We start from the raw sequence: 16,069 nt of genomic DNA on the forward strand, positions 1-16,069 counted from the left end.
GCTCCACGGCGCAGGCCGGTCTTTCGGTTCTCGCTCATTCGTTCCCCTCATCAGGATTCTGCTGGTTCCCAGTCACGACCTTCGAGACTGAGGAGTGGTCCATGTCGGGCCCAGCGCAGTATCCAGAGCTGTGATGTCCGCAGAGTGAACTACGGATGATCACAGCTCGATAACCGCGCTGAAGACGAAATCACTGACGAAGCGTCAGAGTTCCGACTGGGCAACGGCACATCGACCCTGCCCTCCATCTCCAGTACTGACTCGCCGAGGACAGTAACCGGCAGGTGGTTGCCTAAGCAATTAATTCCTGCCGAAACAGAATCGTGATGTATGCCACAGTCCGAAACGTGTCCAACGTGTGGGATTTGCGAGAGAATTCCGACTACTCGCCACCTCTTTGACCAGCAGGTTCACTGGCCGTTCACGTTAAGTTCGGTAACGTTTACATTCGGTTCACGAGCTCGAAGGATGTCTGTTCTGACCGAAATGTGGTGACTGTGAGAATCCTGGATACGGGGTCGCGCCCGGGGAAATTCACTCGGGCGACAGCACAAATACTCACGCTGATCGCAGAGCGGAACCGCAGATCACGATTCGCTTAAGGTGAGGCTTTCGAAGGTAACTACCCGTGATGTGGGGGGCGCTGACGGCGCAGCCATTCGTCGCCGGCAGCGGCGGCAGGCCCTTCCCCAGGTTCGCGTTCGTCCGCGGTGGTGTCGGGGAAGACGTCCCCGAAGATGCGTTCGAGCCGGGCCCTGTCGATCGGGGCCCGGCTCGGAACTGCCTGCTCGTCGGTCTCGCTTGGCGAGTCCGGCTCGTCGGAACGAGAAATCGTCTCAGCCTTCCAGACCGGACAATTCGGAAATCACGTGCGCCGCGAGCGGCGTCAGGGTGGCCATGCCGTCCCGGACCGCGGCGCGGGAGGAAGCGAGGTTTACCACGAGTGTGCTGCCGGACACTCCGGCGAGCCCGCGGGAGAGGCCCGCGTCCAGCGAACCGGCGGCGAGACCCGAAGACCGGAGGGCCTCCGAGATTCCCGGAATCTCGCGGTCGAGGACCTCGGCCGTGACGTCGGGGGCGACGTCACGCGGCGACACGCCGGTGCCGCCGACGGAGACGACGAGGTCGACGCCGCCGATGACGGCAGTGTTGAGCGCGTTGCGGATCTCCACCTCGTCGGCCGCCACCGCCACGATGGCGTCGACGATGAAGCCGGCCTCGTTCAGCAGTTCTGTCACCAGAGGCCCAATGGAGTCCTTGCCGTCACCGTGAGCGGTGCGGTCGTCGACGATTACCACCAGCGCGCGGCCGGCCAGCGAGGCTTCGATGTCCATGGTCCCTACCGTAGTGGCCCCGTTCAGAACGGACTCGACCTGCCCGAGAATCCCCGTGTTCATCAGCGGCCACCCTGTTCGGCGGTTCCGAGCGTGACGTCGACGGTCTTGGAATTGGATCCGTTCCCGTCGGTGTAGGTGATGGACACATTGTCTCCCGGTGCGTGTGAGCGGATGGCGGCGATGAGCGCGTCGCCACTGGTGATGACGCGGTCGTCGACCTTGGTGATCACCGACCCCTTCGGAATTCCCGCCTTCTCCGCCGGGCTGCCCGACGTGACCTCGACGACGGTGGCACCGTTGGCGGCGTCCTGCGACGGGACCTGGATCCCGATGACGGCCTGGGTGGCCTTGCCGGTCTTGACCAGCTCGTCCGCGATGCGCCGAGCCTGGTCGACCGGGATCGCGAAGCCGAGCCCGATGGATCCGCTCTGCTCGCCCGCACCCGAACCGCCGATACTCGCGATGGCGGTGTTGATGCCGACCAGCTGGCCGTCCATGTTGACGAGGGCGCCGCCCGAGTTGCCCGGGTTGATCGCCGCGTCCGTCTGGAGGGCGTCGATGACGGTGTTCTGGTTGCCGGACTCACCACTGGTGGACACCGGGCGATTGAGCGCCGAGATGATGCCCTCGGTGACGGTCCCGGCCAGGCCGAGGGGCGACCCGATCGCAACGACCTGTTGCCCGACCTGGACGTTGCCGGACGTTCCCAGCTCGATCGGAGTGAGATCGGTCTTGCCGTCCACCTTGATGACCGCGAGATCGGACACCGGGTCGGCGCCGACCAGCTTGGCGTCCGCCGTGCTGCCGTCCGAGAAGGCGACGGTCAGCTTGCCGCCCTTCGCGGCCGCTCCTGCCACGTGATTGTTGGTGAGGATCATGCCGTCGGACGAGATGACGATGCCGGATCCTTCTCCACCGGAACCGCCTGCCGTCGCCACCTCGATCTGGACGACGCTCGGGACCACCTTGTTCGCGACCGCCTGCACCGAACCTGCCGGTGCGTTCGCGGCCGGGGTCGCGGTGTTGTTTTTGGGGGCGTCGAGGGAGTTGGTCACCGCGGCGCCGCTGCCGTTCCGTTCGGTTGCCAGGGAGCCCACGACGCCACCGATACCCCCGCTCACGAGAGCGAGCGCCACAGCGCCCACCACGATGGCGGTGCGGGCGGGACGCTTGGTCGCGGTCGCCGTCGATCCCTCCCCGGCCTGTCCGGGGCCCTGAAGGCCGGGGAACGGGCCCTGAGGCGCCCCGTGCTGCCCGGCCGCGTGCTGGGCACCCGGGTGTCCCGGAGCGCCGTGCTGAGGCTGCCCGAACTGCTGTGTGGGCTGGTGCGGCACACCGTAGGGGTTGCCCTGGGGGTACCCGGCGCCGTAGGCCTGCTGACCCATCGGACCGCCCGTGGGGTGCTGCGGTGCGGCCGGAAACTGCTCGGTCGGGTGGTGACCCGGCGCCGCCTGCGGGTGGGCAGGCTGATCGGGGCGCGCGCCCGGGTCACCACCCGCATTGTCGCGGCTGTTGCCGTCGTGACTGTTTCGATCTTCGGTCATCGCATCACTTCCATCTCCCGCGACCGCCCGCAGGGGCAGTCGCACCGTCTCTGTCTACGAGAGTGCCCGGTGGGACTGAGAAGGTCCTGAGACCGGCCTTTGAGTAAGCCGAGACCCTGAGACTATTCCGCTCCGGGCTCACCCGGAAGGACGATCCGGATGAGCGCACCGCCCCGTTCGGAGACGTCGACGGCGATCGTGCCGCCGTGCTTGACCACCACCTGCCTGACGATCGCCAGACCCAGCCCGGAGCCGGGCATCGAGCGCGACGCCGTCGACCGGTAGAAGCGGTCGAACACGAGCTCCCGATCCTCCTCCGGAATGCCCGGGCCCGCGTCGTCGACCGTCAGCTCGAGAAGTCCGTCGCCTGCCGGCTTCATCGCCACACGCACCTGCTCACCGGTGGGACTCCACTTGGCCGCGTTGTCGAGCACGTTGAGCACCGCCCGCGACAGTCCCGCGTGGTCGCCGTAGACGAACCAGGGAACGGTGACGGCGGTGAAGTCGATCTCGTTGCGCCGGCGGCGTGCCCGCTCGAGACTGCGATCCACCACTTCGCTGAGATCGACTCTCTCGAAAACGGTCTCCGGTGCGTCCTCGCGGGCGAGATCGACGAGGTCGCCCACCAGCTGCGAGAGTTCCTCGATCTGCGCCACCACGTCGGTGCGCAGTTCGGCCATGTCCTCGTCCGGAATGTGCGGTGCGCCAGGACGACTCGACGCGATCAGCAACTCCATGTTGGTGCGCAACGACGTGAGCGGCGTCCGCAGTTCGTGTCCGGCGTCGGCGACGAGCCGGCTCTGCCGCTCCCGCGATTCCGCGAGCGCCCTCAGCATCGTGTTGAAACTCTCGGTGAGCCGGGCGAGTTCGTCGTTGCCCGTCACCGGCATGGGCGTCAGGTCGTCGGTCCGAGCCACCCGTTCCGTGGCGGCAGTGAGCCGGGCGATCGGACGCAGACCGGTGCGCCCCACCGTCGTTCCGGCGGCGGCCGCGAGGACCACTCCGCACCCGCCGACGATGAACAGCACCCAGGCGAGCCGGTCGAGCACGGCGCCCGTCGGCGCCAAGCGCTGCGCGATCACCAGGGTGCTGCCGTCCTGGGTGCGCTCGGCCAGCACCCGCTGATTGTCCGCCGTACGCAACGACGTGTCGCGCTCGCCGCGGGCCACGGACAGTTCGGGTTCACCGATGGGGACACTCGACCCCGGCGGAGTGTACGTGTCGAGGTCCGGGAAGATCAGCGCCACACTGATGTCCGTCGTGTACAGCGTCGCGCCCGCGATGTAGCGCGGATCGAACGTCACGAGATTGCTGTCGATGAGCGCCGACGCGCGGGTGCGCAACTGGTTGTCGACATCCGCGTACAGCGCCCGCGAGACCACGGCGTACGCCGCGATCGCCATGACGGCAACCGCGATGGCCACCACGGACGCGGCGAGCAACGTCACCCGCCACCGCAACGACACCGACCGCGTCAACGGCATCGGAGGTCGCATCTCGGGCGGTAACGGGATCGGGCCAGTGGGGTGCCGGGAAACGTGGTGCGAGTTGTGCTTCGCCGACCCCGACTTGTCGGCGGTCTTGTGGAACGGAACTGCCATCACGGAGGAGTCTCCCGCAGCACGTAGCCGACTCCGCGGACGGTGTGCAGCAGGCGGGTCTCGCCGTCCGCCTCCGTCTTGCGGCGCAGATACCCGACGTAGACCTCCAGCGCGTTGCCGGACGTCGGGAAGTCGTAACCCCACACCTCCTCGAGGATGCGGCCGCGGGTCAGCACCCGGCGCGGGTTGGCCATCAGCATCTCGAGGAGCGAGAACTCGGTGCGGGTGAGGCTGATGGACCGCTCGCCACGCGTCACCTCGCGGGTGACCGGGTCGAGCGTGAGGTCCTCGAACGTCATCTTCTCCGAGTCGATGCCCGGCTCCGGCGCAGCGCGGCGCAGCAGTGCGCGCAGCCGGGCCAGCAACTCCTCCAGGGCGAAGGGTTTCGGCAGGTAGTCGTCGGCTCCGGCGTCCAGTCCCGACACCCGCTCCGACACGGAGTCGCGCGCAGTGAGGACGAGGATCGGCAGGTCGTCGCCGGTACTCCGCAGCCGTCGGCACACCTCGAGACCGTCCAGGCGCGGCATCATCACATCGAGCACGAGCGCGTCGGGGCGCGCGTTCGCCACCTTCTCGAGAGCATCGATACCGTCGACGGCCAGTTCCACCGAGTACCCGTTGAAGCTGAGGGACCGCCGTAAGGACTCCCTCACGGCGCGATCGTCGTCGACCACCAAAATGCGCATACCCGACAGTTTGGCCCGATCAACTGAGATATGTCTGAGAAGGGATCATCGACATGCCCTGGCGGCGATCACTCGAGGACCCGCGGACCCGGCAGACCCCAGTTCCGCCACAGCGCCAGCACCCGGAGCGCCGACGCGAACACGGTTCCCACCACCAGCGCCACGTCGGTGCCCAAACCCCACTCGCTCACCACGACCACCAGCGCCGAACCGAGCAGCGCCGGAACCGCGTAGAAGTCCCGCTGCAGCAGCAACGGGACCTCGTTCACCAGCACGTCGCGCAGGATCCCGCCGCCGATCGCCGCCGTCCCGCCGATCAGACACGACGCGAGTGGACTCGCCCCGTGGTCGAGCGCGATCACGGCGCCCGTGCTCGCGAACAGGCCCATGCCCAGAGCGTCGAGCACCAGGATCTCCCGGCGGAGTCGCCCGACAGTCGAGTGCAGGAAGAACACCAGCAACGACATGCCGAACGACGTGCCGAGGTTCGGCCAGCTACCCAGCGACGTCGGCGGTTGGATGCCCAGCAGGACGTCGCGGACGATGCCGCCACCGAGAGCGGTGAAGACACCGACCACGCACACACCGAAGATGTCGAGGCGCTTCGTCACCCCCACCAGGGCGCCCGACGCCGCGAACACCGCGATGCCCACCAGTTCCAGGATGTACAGCAGCACCCGCCAAGGTTCGCACGGGGAGCGTCACTTCCCGGCCGGGTCCACCAATCCCAGCTTCACGGCCTTCACCAGCCGGCGCGGCACGCGATGCGTCGCGCCGCCCACCGTCACCTCGACGAGGTCGGGTGCCTGGGCCTTCCACTGCGATCTGCGGCTGCGCGTATTGGACCGCGACATTCTGCGTTTCGGTACTGCCATGGTGTGTCTCCTCCTTCGTCGTCGACCCGTGAGTACTTATTAACCGCCCGCGGTTAATAAGTACTCACGGGCGCTTGCGCACTCCGTAGCGGCGTTCGAACTTCTCGACGCGGCCCGCGGTGTCCATCACGCGCTGCGCGCCGGTCCAGAACGGGTGCGACTCGCTGGTCACATCCACGACCACCAGCGGATAGGTGTTGCCGTCCGCCCAGAGGGCGGTGCGGTCGCTGGTCACCGTCGACCGCGTGAGAAACGTGGTTCCGGTGCTCGCGTCCTGGAACACCACGGGGTGGTAGTCGGGGTGGATGTTCGCCTTCATTCGTGTCCCTCTCTCGATTCGGGTTCTGCGTAGGGTGATTCGCTGCTCTCGCAGGGGTCTTCGTGGAACTGCCCGAACGGGTCGGGCCACGACTGCCAGGTGGCTTCGTCCGCGAGTTCGTCGTCGGTGACGAGCGCCCACTGCAGCGTGCGGTCGATCTCGGTGGGGTCGGCCGCATGCACCAGCACCACCATCGACGTGTGCCGGTCGCCGAAGCGCTCGTCCCAGCACAGCGCGGCCATCGCGCGGCGCGCGACCCCGACCTGTTCCTGTTCCTCCGGGGTCATCGCGGCCAGCCAGCGGTCGGCACTGGCCACCCGCAGGCCCCCACCGGCAGACTCGAGCCACAGTGCCTCGTCCGGCTGCGTCGCAACCCAGACGCGGCCGCGAGACGTGACGACCCCGTCGAGGAGGACGTCGACGGCCTCGTGCAGTCGTTCCGGATGGAACGGCCGGGTGGCGGTGAACTCGACGAGCATGACGCCGCAGTCGTGGGACAGCGGCGGCTGCCCGCGCAGCAGCGGTGAGTGGGCGTGGGACGGCTCACCGCGCCGGGCGCCGGCCGGGATGTCGCGGAGCAGGCGTTCGACGTCGGGCGCGTCCCCGTCCCAGATGATCGGCGCGCCGGGTGCCAGCCGGGCCAGGACGGCGTGGAGCCGGGCCTGGTGCCAGCCGTCGCCGGCACTGCCCGACACCACCAGGGCGTCGGCGAAGTCCACCTGCCCGACCGCTACCTGCGCGACGGTGCGGTCGTCGTCGAGTGCTTCGTCGCCGGTGGCGTCGGTCAGCCACGATCCCGCGTCGACGCAGGTGACGACGCCGTCGACGCGCACGTCCCGCGATGCCGGGCCGTCGATCTGGCCCACCACACCGGACACCGCCACGTGCTCGACCGCCCAGCACACCGCCTCGGGTTCGAGCCGGCGGTCGAGGTGCAGGACGATGCGCTGCACCGAACTGCGGGTGTGCAGGCGGCGGAGCAGCGGGAGAAGGTCCTCGCGCAGCGTGCAGGAGATGCAGCCGTGCGCCAGTTCGAGGATGCCGAGGCGCTCGCGCGGCGCCCCCGACTCCAGCGTGGTGACGGTGCGGCGCACGACGCCCTCGTGCACGAGGTCGAGGTCGTGATGCACGACGACGGTGCCGTCGCGGAGCAGCGACCGCGCCGTGTCCTCGGTGGGGCCGTTCCAGCCGGAAACCAGGATCAGCGGCGTCCGGCCGTCGAGTATCTCACTCACGAGCACCCTTTCGATAACGATTGTCATTACGTGGACGGAACGCTACATTGGAATCTCGCCATTGTCGAAAATGATTGTCATAACCTCTTGCGAGGGGTACAGGGAGGAACGCCCATGTCGGCCCACTGCCAGGTGACCGGACGCCAGCCAGGATTCGGCAAGTCCGTGTCGCACTCCCACAAGCGCACCAACCGGCGCTGGGATCCGAACATCCAGAAGAAGACGTATCTCCTGCCCAGTGAGGACAGGCGGGTGACCCTCACGCTCTCCACCAAGGGCATCAAGACCATCGACCGCGACGGTATCGAGGCCGTCGTCGCCCGGATCCGCGCCCGTGGGGAGAAGATCTGATGGCCGCCCGCAACGAGATCCGCCCGATCGTGAAGCTGAAGTCGACGGCAGGTACCGGATACACGTACGTGACACGCAAGAACCGCCGCAACGACCCCGATCGTCTGGTGATGAAGAAGTACGACCCGGTCGTGCGGAAGCACGTCGATTTCCGAGAAGAGAAGTAGAAGACACCGCACATGGCCAAGAAGTCGAAGATCGCGAAGAACGAGCAGCGCAAGATCGTCGTGGCACGCTGGGCGGAGCGCCGCGCGGAGCTGAAGGAGACCATCCGCCGTCCGTCGAGCAGCGAAGACGAGCGCGCGGAGGCCCGGGCGGCACTGCAGCGTCTACCCCGCGACGCGAGTCCGGTACGATTGCGCAATCGAGACGCTGCGGATGGACGTCCGCGCGGCCACCTGAGGAAGTTCGGGCTCTCTCGCGTGCGTGTTCGCGAGATGGCGCACCGCGGGGAGCTGCCAGGCGTCCACAAGTCGAGCTGGTAAAGGAAACAGATGGCAGTCAAGAGAGCACCGTCGAAGAAGCCGCGTCCCGTCGAGGGCCGCAAGCCCAAGAAGAACCCGTTGTTCGCGGCCAAGATCGAGTACGTCGATTACAAGGACATCAACCTCCTCCGCACGTTCATCTCGGACCGCGGCAAGATCCGTAGCCGCCGCGTCACGGGCCTGACCCCGCAGCAGCAGCGTCAGGTTGCCGTCGCCGTCAAGAACGCTCGCGAGATGGCTCTGCTGCCCTTCACGAGCCGGTAACTCACGTAGGCACCGAAAAGGCCGCGTAATCCTCGGATTACGCGGCCTTTTCGTCATTCCGGTCAGCCGAGCGCGGCCTGCATGTCGGCGATCTCCTTCTGCTGGGCGGTCACGATGTCGGTGGCCATCTGCCTGGCCTCCGGGTTCTCACCGTCGGCCAGTTCGGTGTTCGCCATGTCGATCGCGCCCTCGTGGTGCTCGATCATCATGGTCAGCCATTGCCGGTCGAACTCCGTGCCCGACAGTGCCGTCAGGGCGTCCATCTGATCGGCCGACATCATGCCGGCACCGTGGTTCATGCCATGCATGCCGGACATGTCGGGCGTCGGAACCGGTTGCCCCCACTGCTGGAGCCAGGTGGTCATCCGGTCCATCTCGGGTTGCTGCGCCGCCTTGATCGCGGCAGCGAGAGCGACCACGTCGGCGTTGTCGGTGTGGCCGGCGACCATGTCGGCCATCTGCACCGCCTGCGCGTGATGCGGGTACATCCCTTCCAGGAACACGACATCGGCGTCGTTGAACTGCGCCTGCGATTCGACCGCGGACGTCGAGGCGCCGGACGTCGACGAGGTGCCTGCCGAGTCGGTGCCGCAGCCGGTCAGGACGAGAGCCGCGCCTGCCGCGGCGGCGATCAGGGCAGTGATGGTGGTACGCATGAGGAACTCCTCGAGATCGATTCGGGAAATGACAGTCGGATCCGCCGGGGCACACGCCCCGGGCTCCCTGTCACACCCGCAGAATCGAGAGTTCCGCCAACGACAGCACCGTCCACGGTGGTGGTCCGCGCCCCGACCGCACACGGTCGGCGCTCACCCGCGACCGTCGCGCGGCGGGATCCACGGAATGCCACCACAGCAACATCACCGACGTCAGCGCGGCGATCACCACGATCACACCGGCACACTGATGTCCGGTGACATGGGGTTGCTCGCAGCCGTCCCCGCAACCGTGGGGGTCTTCGGAGTGGGACGCGGTGACCGAGGGCTGCTCGTGTGCCGCGGCGATCGCGGTCGGCGCGATCAGGCTGTGCATGAGGAGCACCCCGGCGGCGACGGCGATCAGCAGCGCGGCACGCGCCACGAATGTGCGCCTCCGCCCGGTTGCCGTCTCCACACGACCACTGTAACCGGACATACCCAGCGGGGGTACCTGGACACGTGCGTGACAATGTGTGCCCCGGGACGCGAAAACACTCACATGGGAGTGTGGGCGAGGATCTCCAGACCCTGCTGCTCGAGTCCGCCGATGGTGTCGGTGAGGATGACGAGTCCGCGGTCGTTCTCCCGGTCGAGCACGACCGTGCACTGGAAACCACCGGTCGCGCCGCCGTGCAGCGTGTAGTCGCGACCTTCGAACGGGACGATCGACCACGTCAGCGCGCGGTAGTTGTCGCCGATCCACCGCGGGTCCATGGCCGCGGCGCCGGGGACCGTCCCGTCGAGGAGCGCCCGGACGTACGTCGACATGTCGTTCGCGGTGGACCGCAACCCGCCGGCCGGGGCGTAGGCGTCCAGCGGCCACGGGTCCTGCGACCGGTGCAGGACGTCGAATCCGCGGGTGACGTTCGGCGGCAGGTCGGCGGCGGTGAGCGGCATCCACGACTGCGACAGTCCGAGGGGGACGAGCATGCGCTCGCGGAGCAGCGACGGGTAGTCCGTGTGCGCTGCCGCGGCCAGCGCCTGGCCGAGCAGCGCGAAGCCGACGGTCGAGTACGAGTACGTGCCGCGGGTCGTGAGGGGCGCCGACTGCAGTTGCTGCAGCAGGGTGTCCCCGTCGTACGTGAACGGGTTGGACGCGACCACCCAGTGCCCGACGGCCACCACGGTGTCGGTGCTCATCGGGAACTGCGCCAGCCCGGACGTGTGGGACGCCAGCTCGAGTAGCGTCACGTCGCCGACCGGTGCGCCCTGCAACGGCAGCACATCTCCGACCTTCGTGTCCTCGCGCACCTCACCCCGGGCGACGGCGTCGACGAACAGTTCCGCGGTGAACGTCTTGGTGACGGAACCGATCTCGAAGTCGGTACCCTCGGTGGCCCCGAAATTCGCGAACCGGGTACCGGACGCGTCGATGTACGCGACGCTCGCGTTCTCGCGGTAGCTGCGCCCGAGGACCTGCCCGGTGAGCGCGATCAGTTGCGGATCGCCGCTCGACGGCGGGGCCAGCGCCGACGCCACGGGGGCGGCACCCCAGGCGAGGGTCCACGCGCAGAACAGCGCACAGAGGACGGTCGTTCGACGCAGCATTGCGACTCCTCGAGCGCGGCGGAACGCGCGCACAGACGATCTCCCCGACCGGACGCTATTGTCACCCACCCGAACGCCGAGCACTAGACTTCGGAAGGTTTGCCGACAGGAGGCTTACCTGTCGAGGAGGTGCCCCGCAGCGTGTCGGGAGTGGTTGCGGGATTCACCGTCATATTCGTCATCATCGCGATCGGCTACCTGCTCGGCCGTCGCGGGACGCTGGGCGCGGAGGGCGAAACCGTCCTGGGCAGGCTGGTGTTCTTCGTCGCCACACCGGCGCTGCTGTTCGATTCGCTCGCATCGTCCGACCTCTCCGTGATCTTCTCGCCCACTCTGGCCGTCGCGGCTGTCACGGCATTGACGGTCGGCGCACTGTACATGGTCGTCGCGAGAGTGTGGCTACGCAGGTCCCTTCCGGAACTGACGATCGGCGCTCTGTCGGCGTCGTACGTGAACTCCGCGAATCTCGGCATTCCCATCGCGGTGTTCGTGCTGGGGGACGCGTCGTTCGTGGCGCCGCTGCTGCTGTTCCAGATCATCGCGTACTCCCCCATCGCCCTCACCATCCTGGACGTCACCACGCTCCGGCGCGGCGCGTCGCGGCTCGACACGATCACCGCGCCGTTCAAGAACCCGATCGTCGTGGCGGGTGCCGCGGGACTGCTGATCGCACTCCTCGGCTGGACACCCCCGGAAGCTCTGATGCAGCCGTTCCGGCTCATGGGTGGCGCGTCGGTGCCGGGTGCGCTGCTCGCGTTCGGCATCTCGCTGTACGGGGTGCGGGTGCTCGAGAAGGGGACGAGCCCGCGACGCGACGTCGCGCTGGCGTCGGTGCTCAAGATCGTGGTGCAACCGGTGCTGGCCTACCTGATGGCGCGCTATCTGCTCGGGCTCGACGGCCACGAACTGTTCGCCATCGTGGTGGTGGCGACGCTGCCCACGGCCCAGAACGTCTTCGTCTACGCCAGCCGGTACGGGGTGGGAACGGTGCTGGCGCGAGACACGGCTTTCGTCACCACGTTGGCTGCGATTCCGGGGATTGCGCTGGTCTCCGGCCTGCTCGCGGGATGAGGTTACCGTGGCATATGCGCGTAATCGCCCTCGCAGTGCTGGCCTGCCTCGCCCTCGCCGGATGCGGGTCCGGTTCGAGCACCGACGAACCGACGATTCCCCCGGAGATCGCGTCCGCAGTGGATCCCAGCCCGACCAATCCGTCGTCGGGTATGCCGATTCCCTCCGAAGTGCCCGGCGACGAGTTCGGCACCGTCTTCGAGTCGCGCCCTGACATCGTCCGGGCGAATCCGACGCCGTTCGAGTCGTGGTCCCGCGCGGACGGCAACAAGGTGGCGATCCACTTCGTCACCGGAACCCCGGAGTGCTACGGCGCCGACGCGACCGTCACCGAGACCGACACCACCGTCACGATCTCGCTGCGCACCGGCACCCTCCCGGAGGCCGCCGACAAGATGTGCATTCTCGTCGCCGTGTTCGGCACCCTCGAAGTCCCCTTGCAGGCACCGCTCGGCGATCGCCGGGTCATCAACGGATGACCTGGTGAAGCACTGGTTCCTCAACGTCTGCGTTGCCACTGCTCTCCCCCAGGCCGTCTGTCACACTGTCCGCGTTCTCGTCTGGCCGTGAGTACTTGTTAACCGCCCGCGGTTAACAAATACTCACGGCTCCGAAACGTCGCGTCCGTCGCCGCACGACGCTCCACTTCGTCGGATGTGGCGTGCGTCTCTTCTCGACACACTGGTTCCCAAGTCACGCGTTTGCCAGATCAGGGGTCAGGAGCCACACGATGAGCTATACCGGTGTCATTCCGAGCACGACCGACACACCCCGTCCACGCCAGGACGAGGCCGCCGTGTCGAGCGCGGTCCTGGCGTCCGGAGGGACCACTCCGCGGCTGCGATTCGTCGACACCGCGGATGCACTGCCCGAGCCGGCCGCCGTCATGGTCTGGCCGCAGGGCACCCCGTTGCTCGCCGAGTTGGTCGCACTGTTCGCGGACCTCGGGTTGCGGGTCGCGTCCCACGAACAGCTGCCCGCGGGTGAGCCCGGCAGCCCGCTGGTCCATCGGTTCGACTTCAGCACCGGCGACTTCGCCTGGGACGCCGAAACTCCGGGCCTGCTGTCCGACGCGTTCGAGGCCGCGGCCGCCGGACATCTGGAGGTCGACGGATTCACCCGCCTCGTCGCCGCGGCGAACCTGACGTGGACGGACGCCGTCCTGGTCCGGGCGGCTTGCCGCTACCTCCGTCAGGTGGGGCTGGGACTGTCGGAACCCAACATCGTGGCGATCCTGTTGCGGCACAGTGATTTCGTGCGCGGATTCCGCGACCTGTTCACCGCCCGTTTCGATCCCGCCGTCACCGGCCCCGACCGGGACAGCGCCGTCGCGGACGCGGAGCGCGTGCTGCTCGACGCGATCGACCGCACCGCGACGCTGGACGAGGACCGTCTGCTCCGCGGCCTGCTGTCGTTCACGTCGGCGGTGCTGCGCACCAACTGGTTCCAGCACGACCGCACGATCAGCGCCGCCCCCGCCGCGTTCAAGATCGACCCGTCGCTGCTGTCGCTGTCCGCGGCCGTGACCCCGTACCGCGAGATTTTCGTGCACTCGCCGATCGTCGAGGGCAGCCACGTCCGCAGCGGTCCGGTCTCGCGCGGCGGCCTGCGGTGGTCGGACCGCAAGGACGATTTCCGCACCGAGGTTCTGGGTCTGATGAAGACACAGCACGTGAAGAACTCGCTGATCGTTCCGATGGGCGCGAAGGGCGCGTTCGTGGTGCGCACCGAGACGACGCCCGACGCGGTCCGCGCGGCATACACGAGTTTCATCGACGGACTGCTCGACGTCACCGACGACATCGTCGACGGCGAGGTGGTCCACCCCCGCGACACGGTGATCTACGACGACGCCGACCCCTATCTGGTGGTGGCCGCCGACAAGGGCACGGCCCGATTCTCCGACCTGGCCAACAGCATCGCGACGCGTCGCGGCTTCTGGCTAGGCGACGCGTTCGCGTCCGGCGGCTCCGCCGGCTACGACCACAAGGCGATGGGCATCACGGCGCGCGGCGGATGGGTCTCCGTCCGCAGGCATTTCGCCGAGATGGGCAAGAACGTCGACACCGACGCGTTCACGGTGGTCGGCATCGGCGACATGTCCGGCGACGTGTTCGGCAACGGGATGCTGCTCAGCCGCGCCATCCGGTTGGTCGGCGCGTTCGACCACCGGCACATCTTCCTCGATCCCGAACCGGATTCCGAGGCGTCCTACCGGGAGCGCGAGCGCCTCGCGTCCGTGCCCGGCAGCAGCTGGGACGACTACGACCGGAGCCTCGTGTCGGCGGGCGGCGGCGTGTGGCCGCGGACGGCGAAGAAGATCCCGCTGTCGCCGCAGGTGCGTGAACGCCTCGGCGTCACCGCCACCGAACTCCCGCCCCACGAGGTGGTGAAGGCGCTGCTGACCGCGGACGTGGATCTGCTGTGGAACGGCGGAATCGGAACGTACGTCAAGGCTTCCGCCGAGGGGCACGCCGACGCCGCCGACCCGGCCAACGACGCCGTCCGGGTGGCGGCGAGCGATGTGCGCGCCGCGGTGATCGGTGAGGGCGGCAACCTCGGCCTCACGCAGCGCGCCCGCATCGAGTACGCGCTGAACGGCGGCCGGATCAATGCCGACTTCATCGACAACGCCACCGGGGTCGCCACGTCGGATCGGGAAGTGAACCTGAAGGTCGCGCTGGACGCGGCCGTGGCGGCCGGCGAACTCCCCGCCGAGGAACGGAACACGCTGCTCGCCCGCGTCCAGGACGAGATCGGCGAATCGGTGCTCGCCGACGCCGCCTCCCAGACCCTCGCCATCAGCCTCGCCGAGGTCCACGCACCGTTCCTGCTCGGACGCCACGAGCGGCTGATCGAGAACCTCGAGCGGGACGCCGGGATCAGCCGGTCCGCGGAGGTCCTGCCGTCGGCGGCGGAACTGTCGGCGCGGCACCGCGCGGGCCAGGGACTGGTCCGGCCGGAGATCGCGGTTCTGCTCGCACAGTCGAAGAACCTCGTCGTCACCGAACTGCTCGCCTCCCCCGTGCTCGACGATGCCGTGTTCGACGGTGTTCTCGCCGACTACTTCCCGGCATCCATCCGCGAACGCGTCCCCCAGCAGATCAGCGGTCACCGGCTCGCCCGGGAGATCGTGGCCGTCATCGTGGCCGGCGACATGATCGACCGTGTCGGCCCCGGCCTGATCCACCGCCTCGAGGAGCGGCTCGGCGTCGGCACCCCCGAGATCACCGTCGCGTACGCGGTGGTGCGGCAGGTGTTCGACATCGACCGCCTGTGGAACGAGGTCCTCACCCTGCCCGGCGCATCCCACCGGACCCGGCTGAACCTGCACTTCGGCATCCAGGACCTGATCGAGCGCACCACGTCGTGGCTGCTGCGGCATCGCACCGCCGGCACGGATGCGCAGGCGCTGATCGAGCGCTTCGCGAAGCCGGTCCAGGAACTCGCCGCCGCACTGCCGCGCCTCACCGGTGTGCCCGCCCAGGACCTGGGCACGCTGCGGATCCTGGCGCAGGGCTTCGCCCTGGAGACCACCGCGCAGTCGCTCGACCTGCCGATCACCCAGGTCGCCGAGACGTACCGCGAATTCGGCCGGGTGGTGGGCCTCGACTGGCTGTCGGAACGGTTCTCCGTCGGCGAGACCGGGACCGCCTACTGGGAGGCCATGGCGGGAGCCGTCCTCGTCGACAACCTGCAGGAGCACTGGCACGGCCTGATCGGACTGGTGTTGCGCGACGCCTCGCCCGCGACGTCCGCCGCCGACGCCGTCGCCGCCTGGCTGACCGAACACACCACCGCCGCGGACCGCCTGGCACAGATGCTCGGCGAGCTGCGGAGCCACGACCGCGTGGACAACTCGAGCATCTGCGTCATCGATGCCGAACTGTCACTCGCGCTCACCCGCTGTTAGGGCGTGTCTCCCAATCTCTCTCGGATGCACCTGGCGAAACAATCGTCGTCCGGCAAGGCGGAGGAGAAGCCGATACCGCTGTTGTATCGGCGCCGACGACAACGCAGCAGGGCGGCGATTGGGCGCCAGGAGCGCCGAAACG

The 16,069-nt window shown here is 68.1% G+C and carries 18 protein-coding genes; 7 read left to right on the forward strand and 11 right to left on the reverse strand.

The genetic code is table 11. The features are described 5' to 3' along the window. Positions 1-836: 836 nt before the first annotated feature. The 8 genes from QM806_RS26565 to mrf form a co-directional block, all read right to left on the reverse strand. Complete coding sequence (locus QM806_RS26565; RefSeq protein ID WP_005567398.1) at positions 837-1,397, reverse strand: MogA/MoaB family molybdenum cofactor biosynthesis protein; 561 nt, start codon at positions 1,395-1,397, stop codon at positions 837-839. Then, on the reverse strand, positions 1,397-2,881 hold the full coding sequence (locus tag QM806_RS26570; RefSeq protein WP_283293356.1) for a S1C family serine protease: 1,485 nt from the start codon (positions 2,879-2,881) through the stop codon (positions 1,397-1,399). Before QM806_RS26570 ends, QM806_RS26565 begins: the two co-directional genes overlap by 1 nt. A gap of 122 nt (positions 2,882-3,003) precedes the next feature. Then, positions 3,004-4,482, reverse strand: a complete 1,479-nt coding sequence (locus QM806_RS26575) for a sensor histidine kinase (RefSeq protein WP_005570561.1) — start codon at positions 4,480-4,482, stop codon at positions 3,004-3,006. Beyond that, positions 4,482-5,168: a response regulator transcription factor gene (locus tag QM806_RS26580; RefSeq protein ID WP_005238656.1), complete on the reverse strand. Its 687-nt coding sequence runs from the start codon at positions 5,166-5,168 to the stop codon at positions 4,482-4,484. The genes QM806_RS26575 and QM806_RS26580 overlap by 1 nt, the downstream gene beginning before the upstream one ends. Before the next feature lie 68 nt (positions 5,169-5,236). Next, entirely contained in the window at positions 5,237-5,845 is a 609-nt protein-coding gene (locus QM806_RS26585) for a trimeric intracellular cation channel family protein (RefSeq protein WP_005570563.1), read from the reverse strand. 24 nt (positions 5,846-5,869) lie between these two features. Continuing rightward, entirely contained in the window at positions 5,870-6,043 is a 174-nt protein-coding gene (gene rpmF, locus QM806_RS26590) for a 50S ribosomal protein L32 (RefSeq protein WP_005259908.1), read from the reverse strand. A gap of 64 nt (positions 6,044-6,107) precedes the next feature. Then, positions 6,108-6,362: a type B 50S ribosomal protein L31 gene (locus tag QM806_RS26595; protein WP_005570565.1), complete on the reverse strand. Its 255-nt coding sequence runs from the start codon at positions 6,360-6,362 to the stop codon at positions 6,108-6,110. Beyond that, complete coding sequence (gene mrf, locus QM806_RS26600; protein WP_283293357.1) at positions 6,359-7,624, reverse strand: ribosome hibernation factor-recruiting GTPase MRF; 1,266 nt, start codon at positions 7,622-7,624, stop codon at positions 6,359-6,361. The genes QM806_RS26595 and mrf overlap by 4 nt, the downstream gene beginning before the upstream one ends. An 87-nt stretch (positions 7,625-7,711) precedes the next feature. Here mrf and rpmB point away from each other — a divergent pair, with 87 nt between their 5' ends. From rpmB to rpsR, 4 genes are read left to right on the forward strand one after another with little or no spacing between them, the layout of a single operon-like run. After that, positions 7,712-7,948 (forward strand): 50S ribosomal protein L28, encoded by a 237-nt coding sequence (gene rpmB, locus QM806_RS26605; protein WP_005563644.1) that lies wholly within the window; start codon positions 7,712-7,714, stop codon positions 7,946-7,948. Next, the gene (gene rpmG / locus QM806_RS26610) at positions 7,948-8,115 is read left to right on the forward strand and encodes a 50S ribosomal protein L33 (protein ID WP_005238642.1); all 168 of its coding nucleotides are present in this window, start codon (positions 7,948-7,950) and stop codon (positions 8,113-8,115) included. The genes rpmB and rpmG overlap by 1 nt, the downstream gene beginning before the upstream one ends. 12 nt (positions 8,116-8,127) lie before the next feature. After that, positions 8,128-8,433 carry a 30S ribosomal protein S14 gene (rpsN, locus tag QM806_RS26615; RefSeq protein WP_005259913.1) on the forward strand — a complete coding sequence of 102 codons (306 nt, stop codon included), beginning with the start codon at positions 8,128-8,130 and terminating at the stop codon, positions 8,431-8,433. A 9-nt stretch (positions 8,434-8,442) separates the two neighbouring features. After that, positions 8,443-8,697, forward strand: coding sequence for a 30S ribosomal protein S18 (gene rpsR, locus QM806_RS26620; protein WP_005238639.1), 255 nt, complete (start codon positions 8,443-8,445; stop codon positions 8,695-8,697). A 62-nt stretch (positions 8,698-8,759) separates the two neighbouring features. Here rpsR and QM806_RS26625 read toward each other — a convergent pair whose 3' ends face one another. From QM806_RS26625 to QM806_RS26635, 3 genes are all read right to left on the reverse strand, one after another. Next, positions 8,760-9,353 (reverse strand): DUF305 domain-containing protein, encoded by a 594-nt coding sequence (locus QM806_RS26625; protein WP_054246434.1) that lies wholly within the window; start codon positions 9,351-9,353, stop codon positions 8,760-8,762. A 70-nt stretch (positions 9,354-9,423) separates the two neighbouring features. Further along, positions 9,424-9,777, reverse strand: a complete 354-nt coding sequence (locus QM806_RS26630; RefSeq protein WP_005563640.1) for a DUF6153 family protein — start codon at positions 9,775-9,777, stop codon at positions 9,424-9,426. A gap of 113 nt (positions 9,778-9,890) precedes the next feature. Continuing rightward, positions 9,891-10,943, reverse strand: a complete 1,053-nt coding sequence (locus tag QM806_RS26635; protein ID WP_169694220.1) for a serine hydrolase domain-containing protein — start codon at positions 10,941-10,943, stop codon at positions 9,891-9,893. Between the two features lie 141 nt (positions 10,944-11,084). On the opposite strand from QM806_RS26635, the gene QM806_RS26640 reads away from it, so the two are divergent. From QM806_RS26640 to QM806_RS26650, 3 genes are all read left to right on the forward strand, one after another. Further along, positions 11,085-12,014: an AEC family transporter gene (locus QM806_RS26640; protein ID WP_005238627.1), complete on the forward strand. Its 930-nt coding sequence runs from the start codon at positions 11,085-11,087 to the stop codon at positions 12,012-12,014. Between the two features lie 14 nt (positions 12,015-12,028). Further along, the gene (locus QM806_RS26645) at positions 12,029-12,493 is read left to right on the forward strand and encodes a hypothetical protein (RefSeq protein ID WP_005259920.1); all 465 of its coding nucleotides are present in this window, start codon (positions 12,029-12,031) and stop codon (positions 12,491-12,493) included. 251 nt (positions 12,494-12,744) lie between these two features. Then, the gene (locus tag QM806_RS26650) at positions 12,745-15,927 is read left to right on the forward strand and encodes an NAD-glutamate dehydrogenase domain-containing protein (RefSeq protein WP_133986347.1); all 3,183 of its coding nucleotides are present in this window, start codon (positions 12,745-12,747) and stop codon (positions 15,925-15,927) included. Positions 15,928-16,069 lie beyond the last annotated feature (142 nt).

Origin of the sequence: Rhodococcus sp. IEGM 1351 (assembly GCF_030056875.1) — a bacterium.
Classification (GTDB): domain Bacteria; phylum Actinomycetota; class Actinomycetes; order Mycobacteriales; family Mycobacteriaceae; genus Rhodococcus_F; species Rhodococcus_F opacus.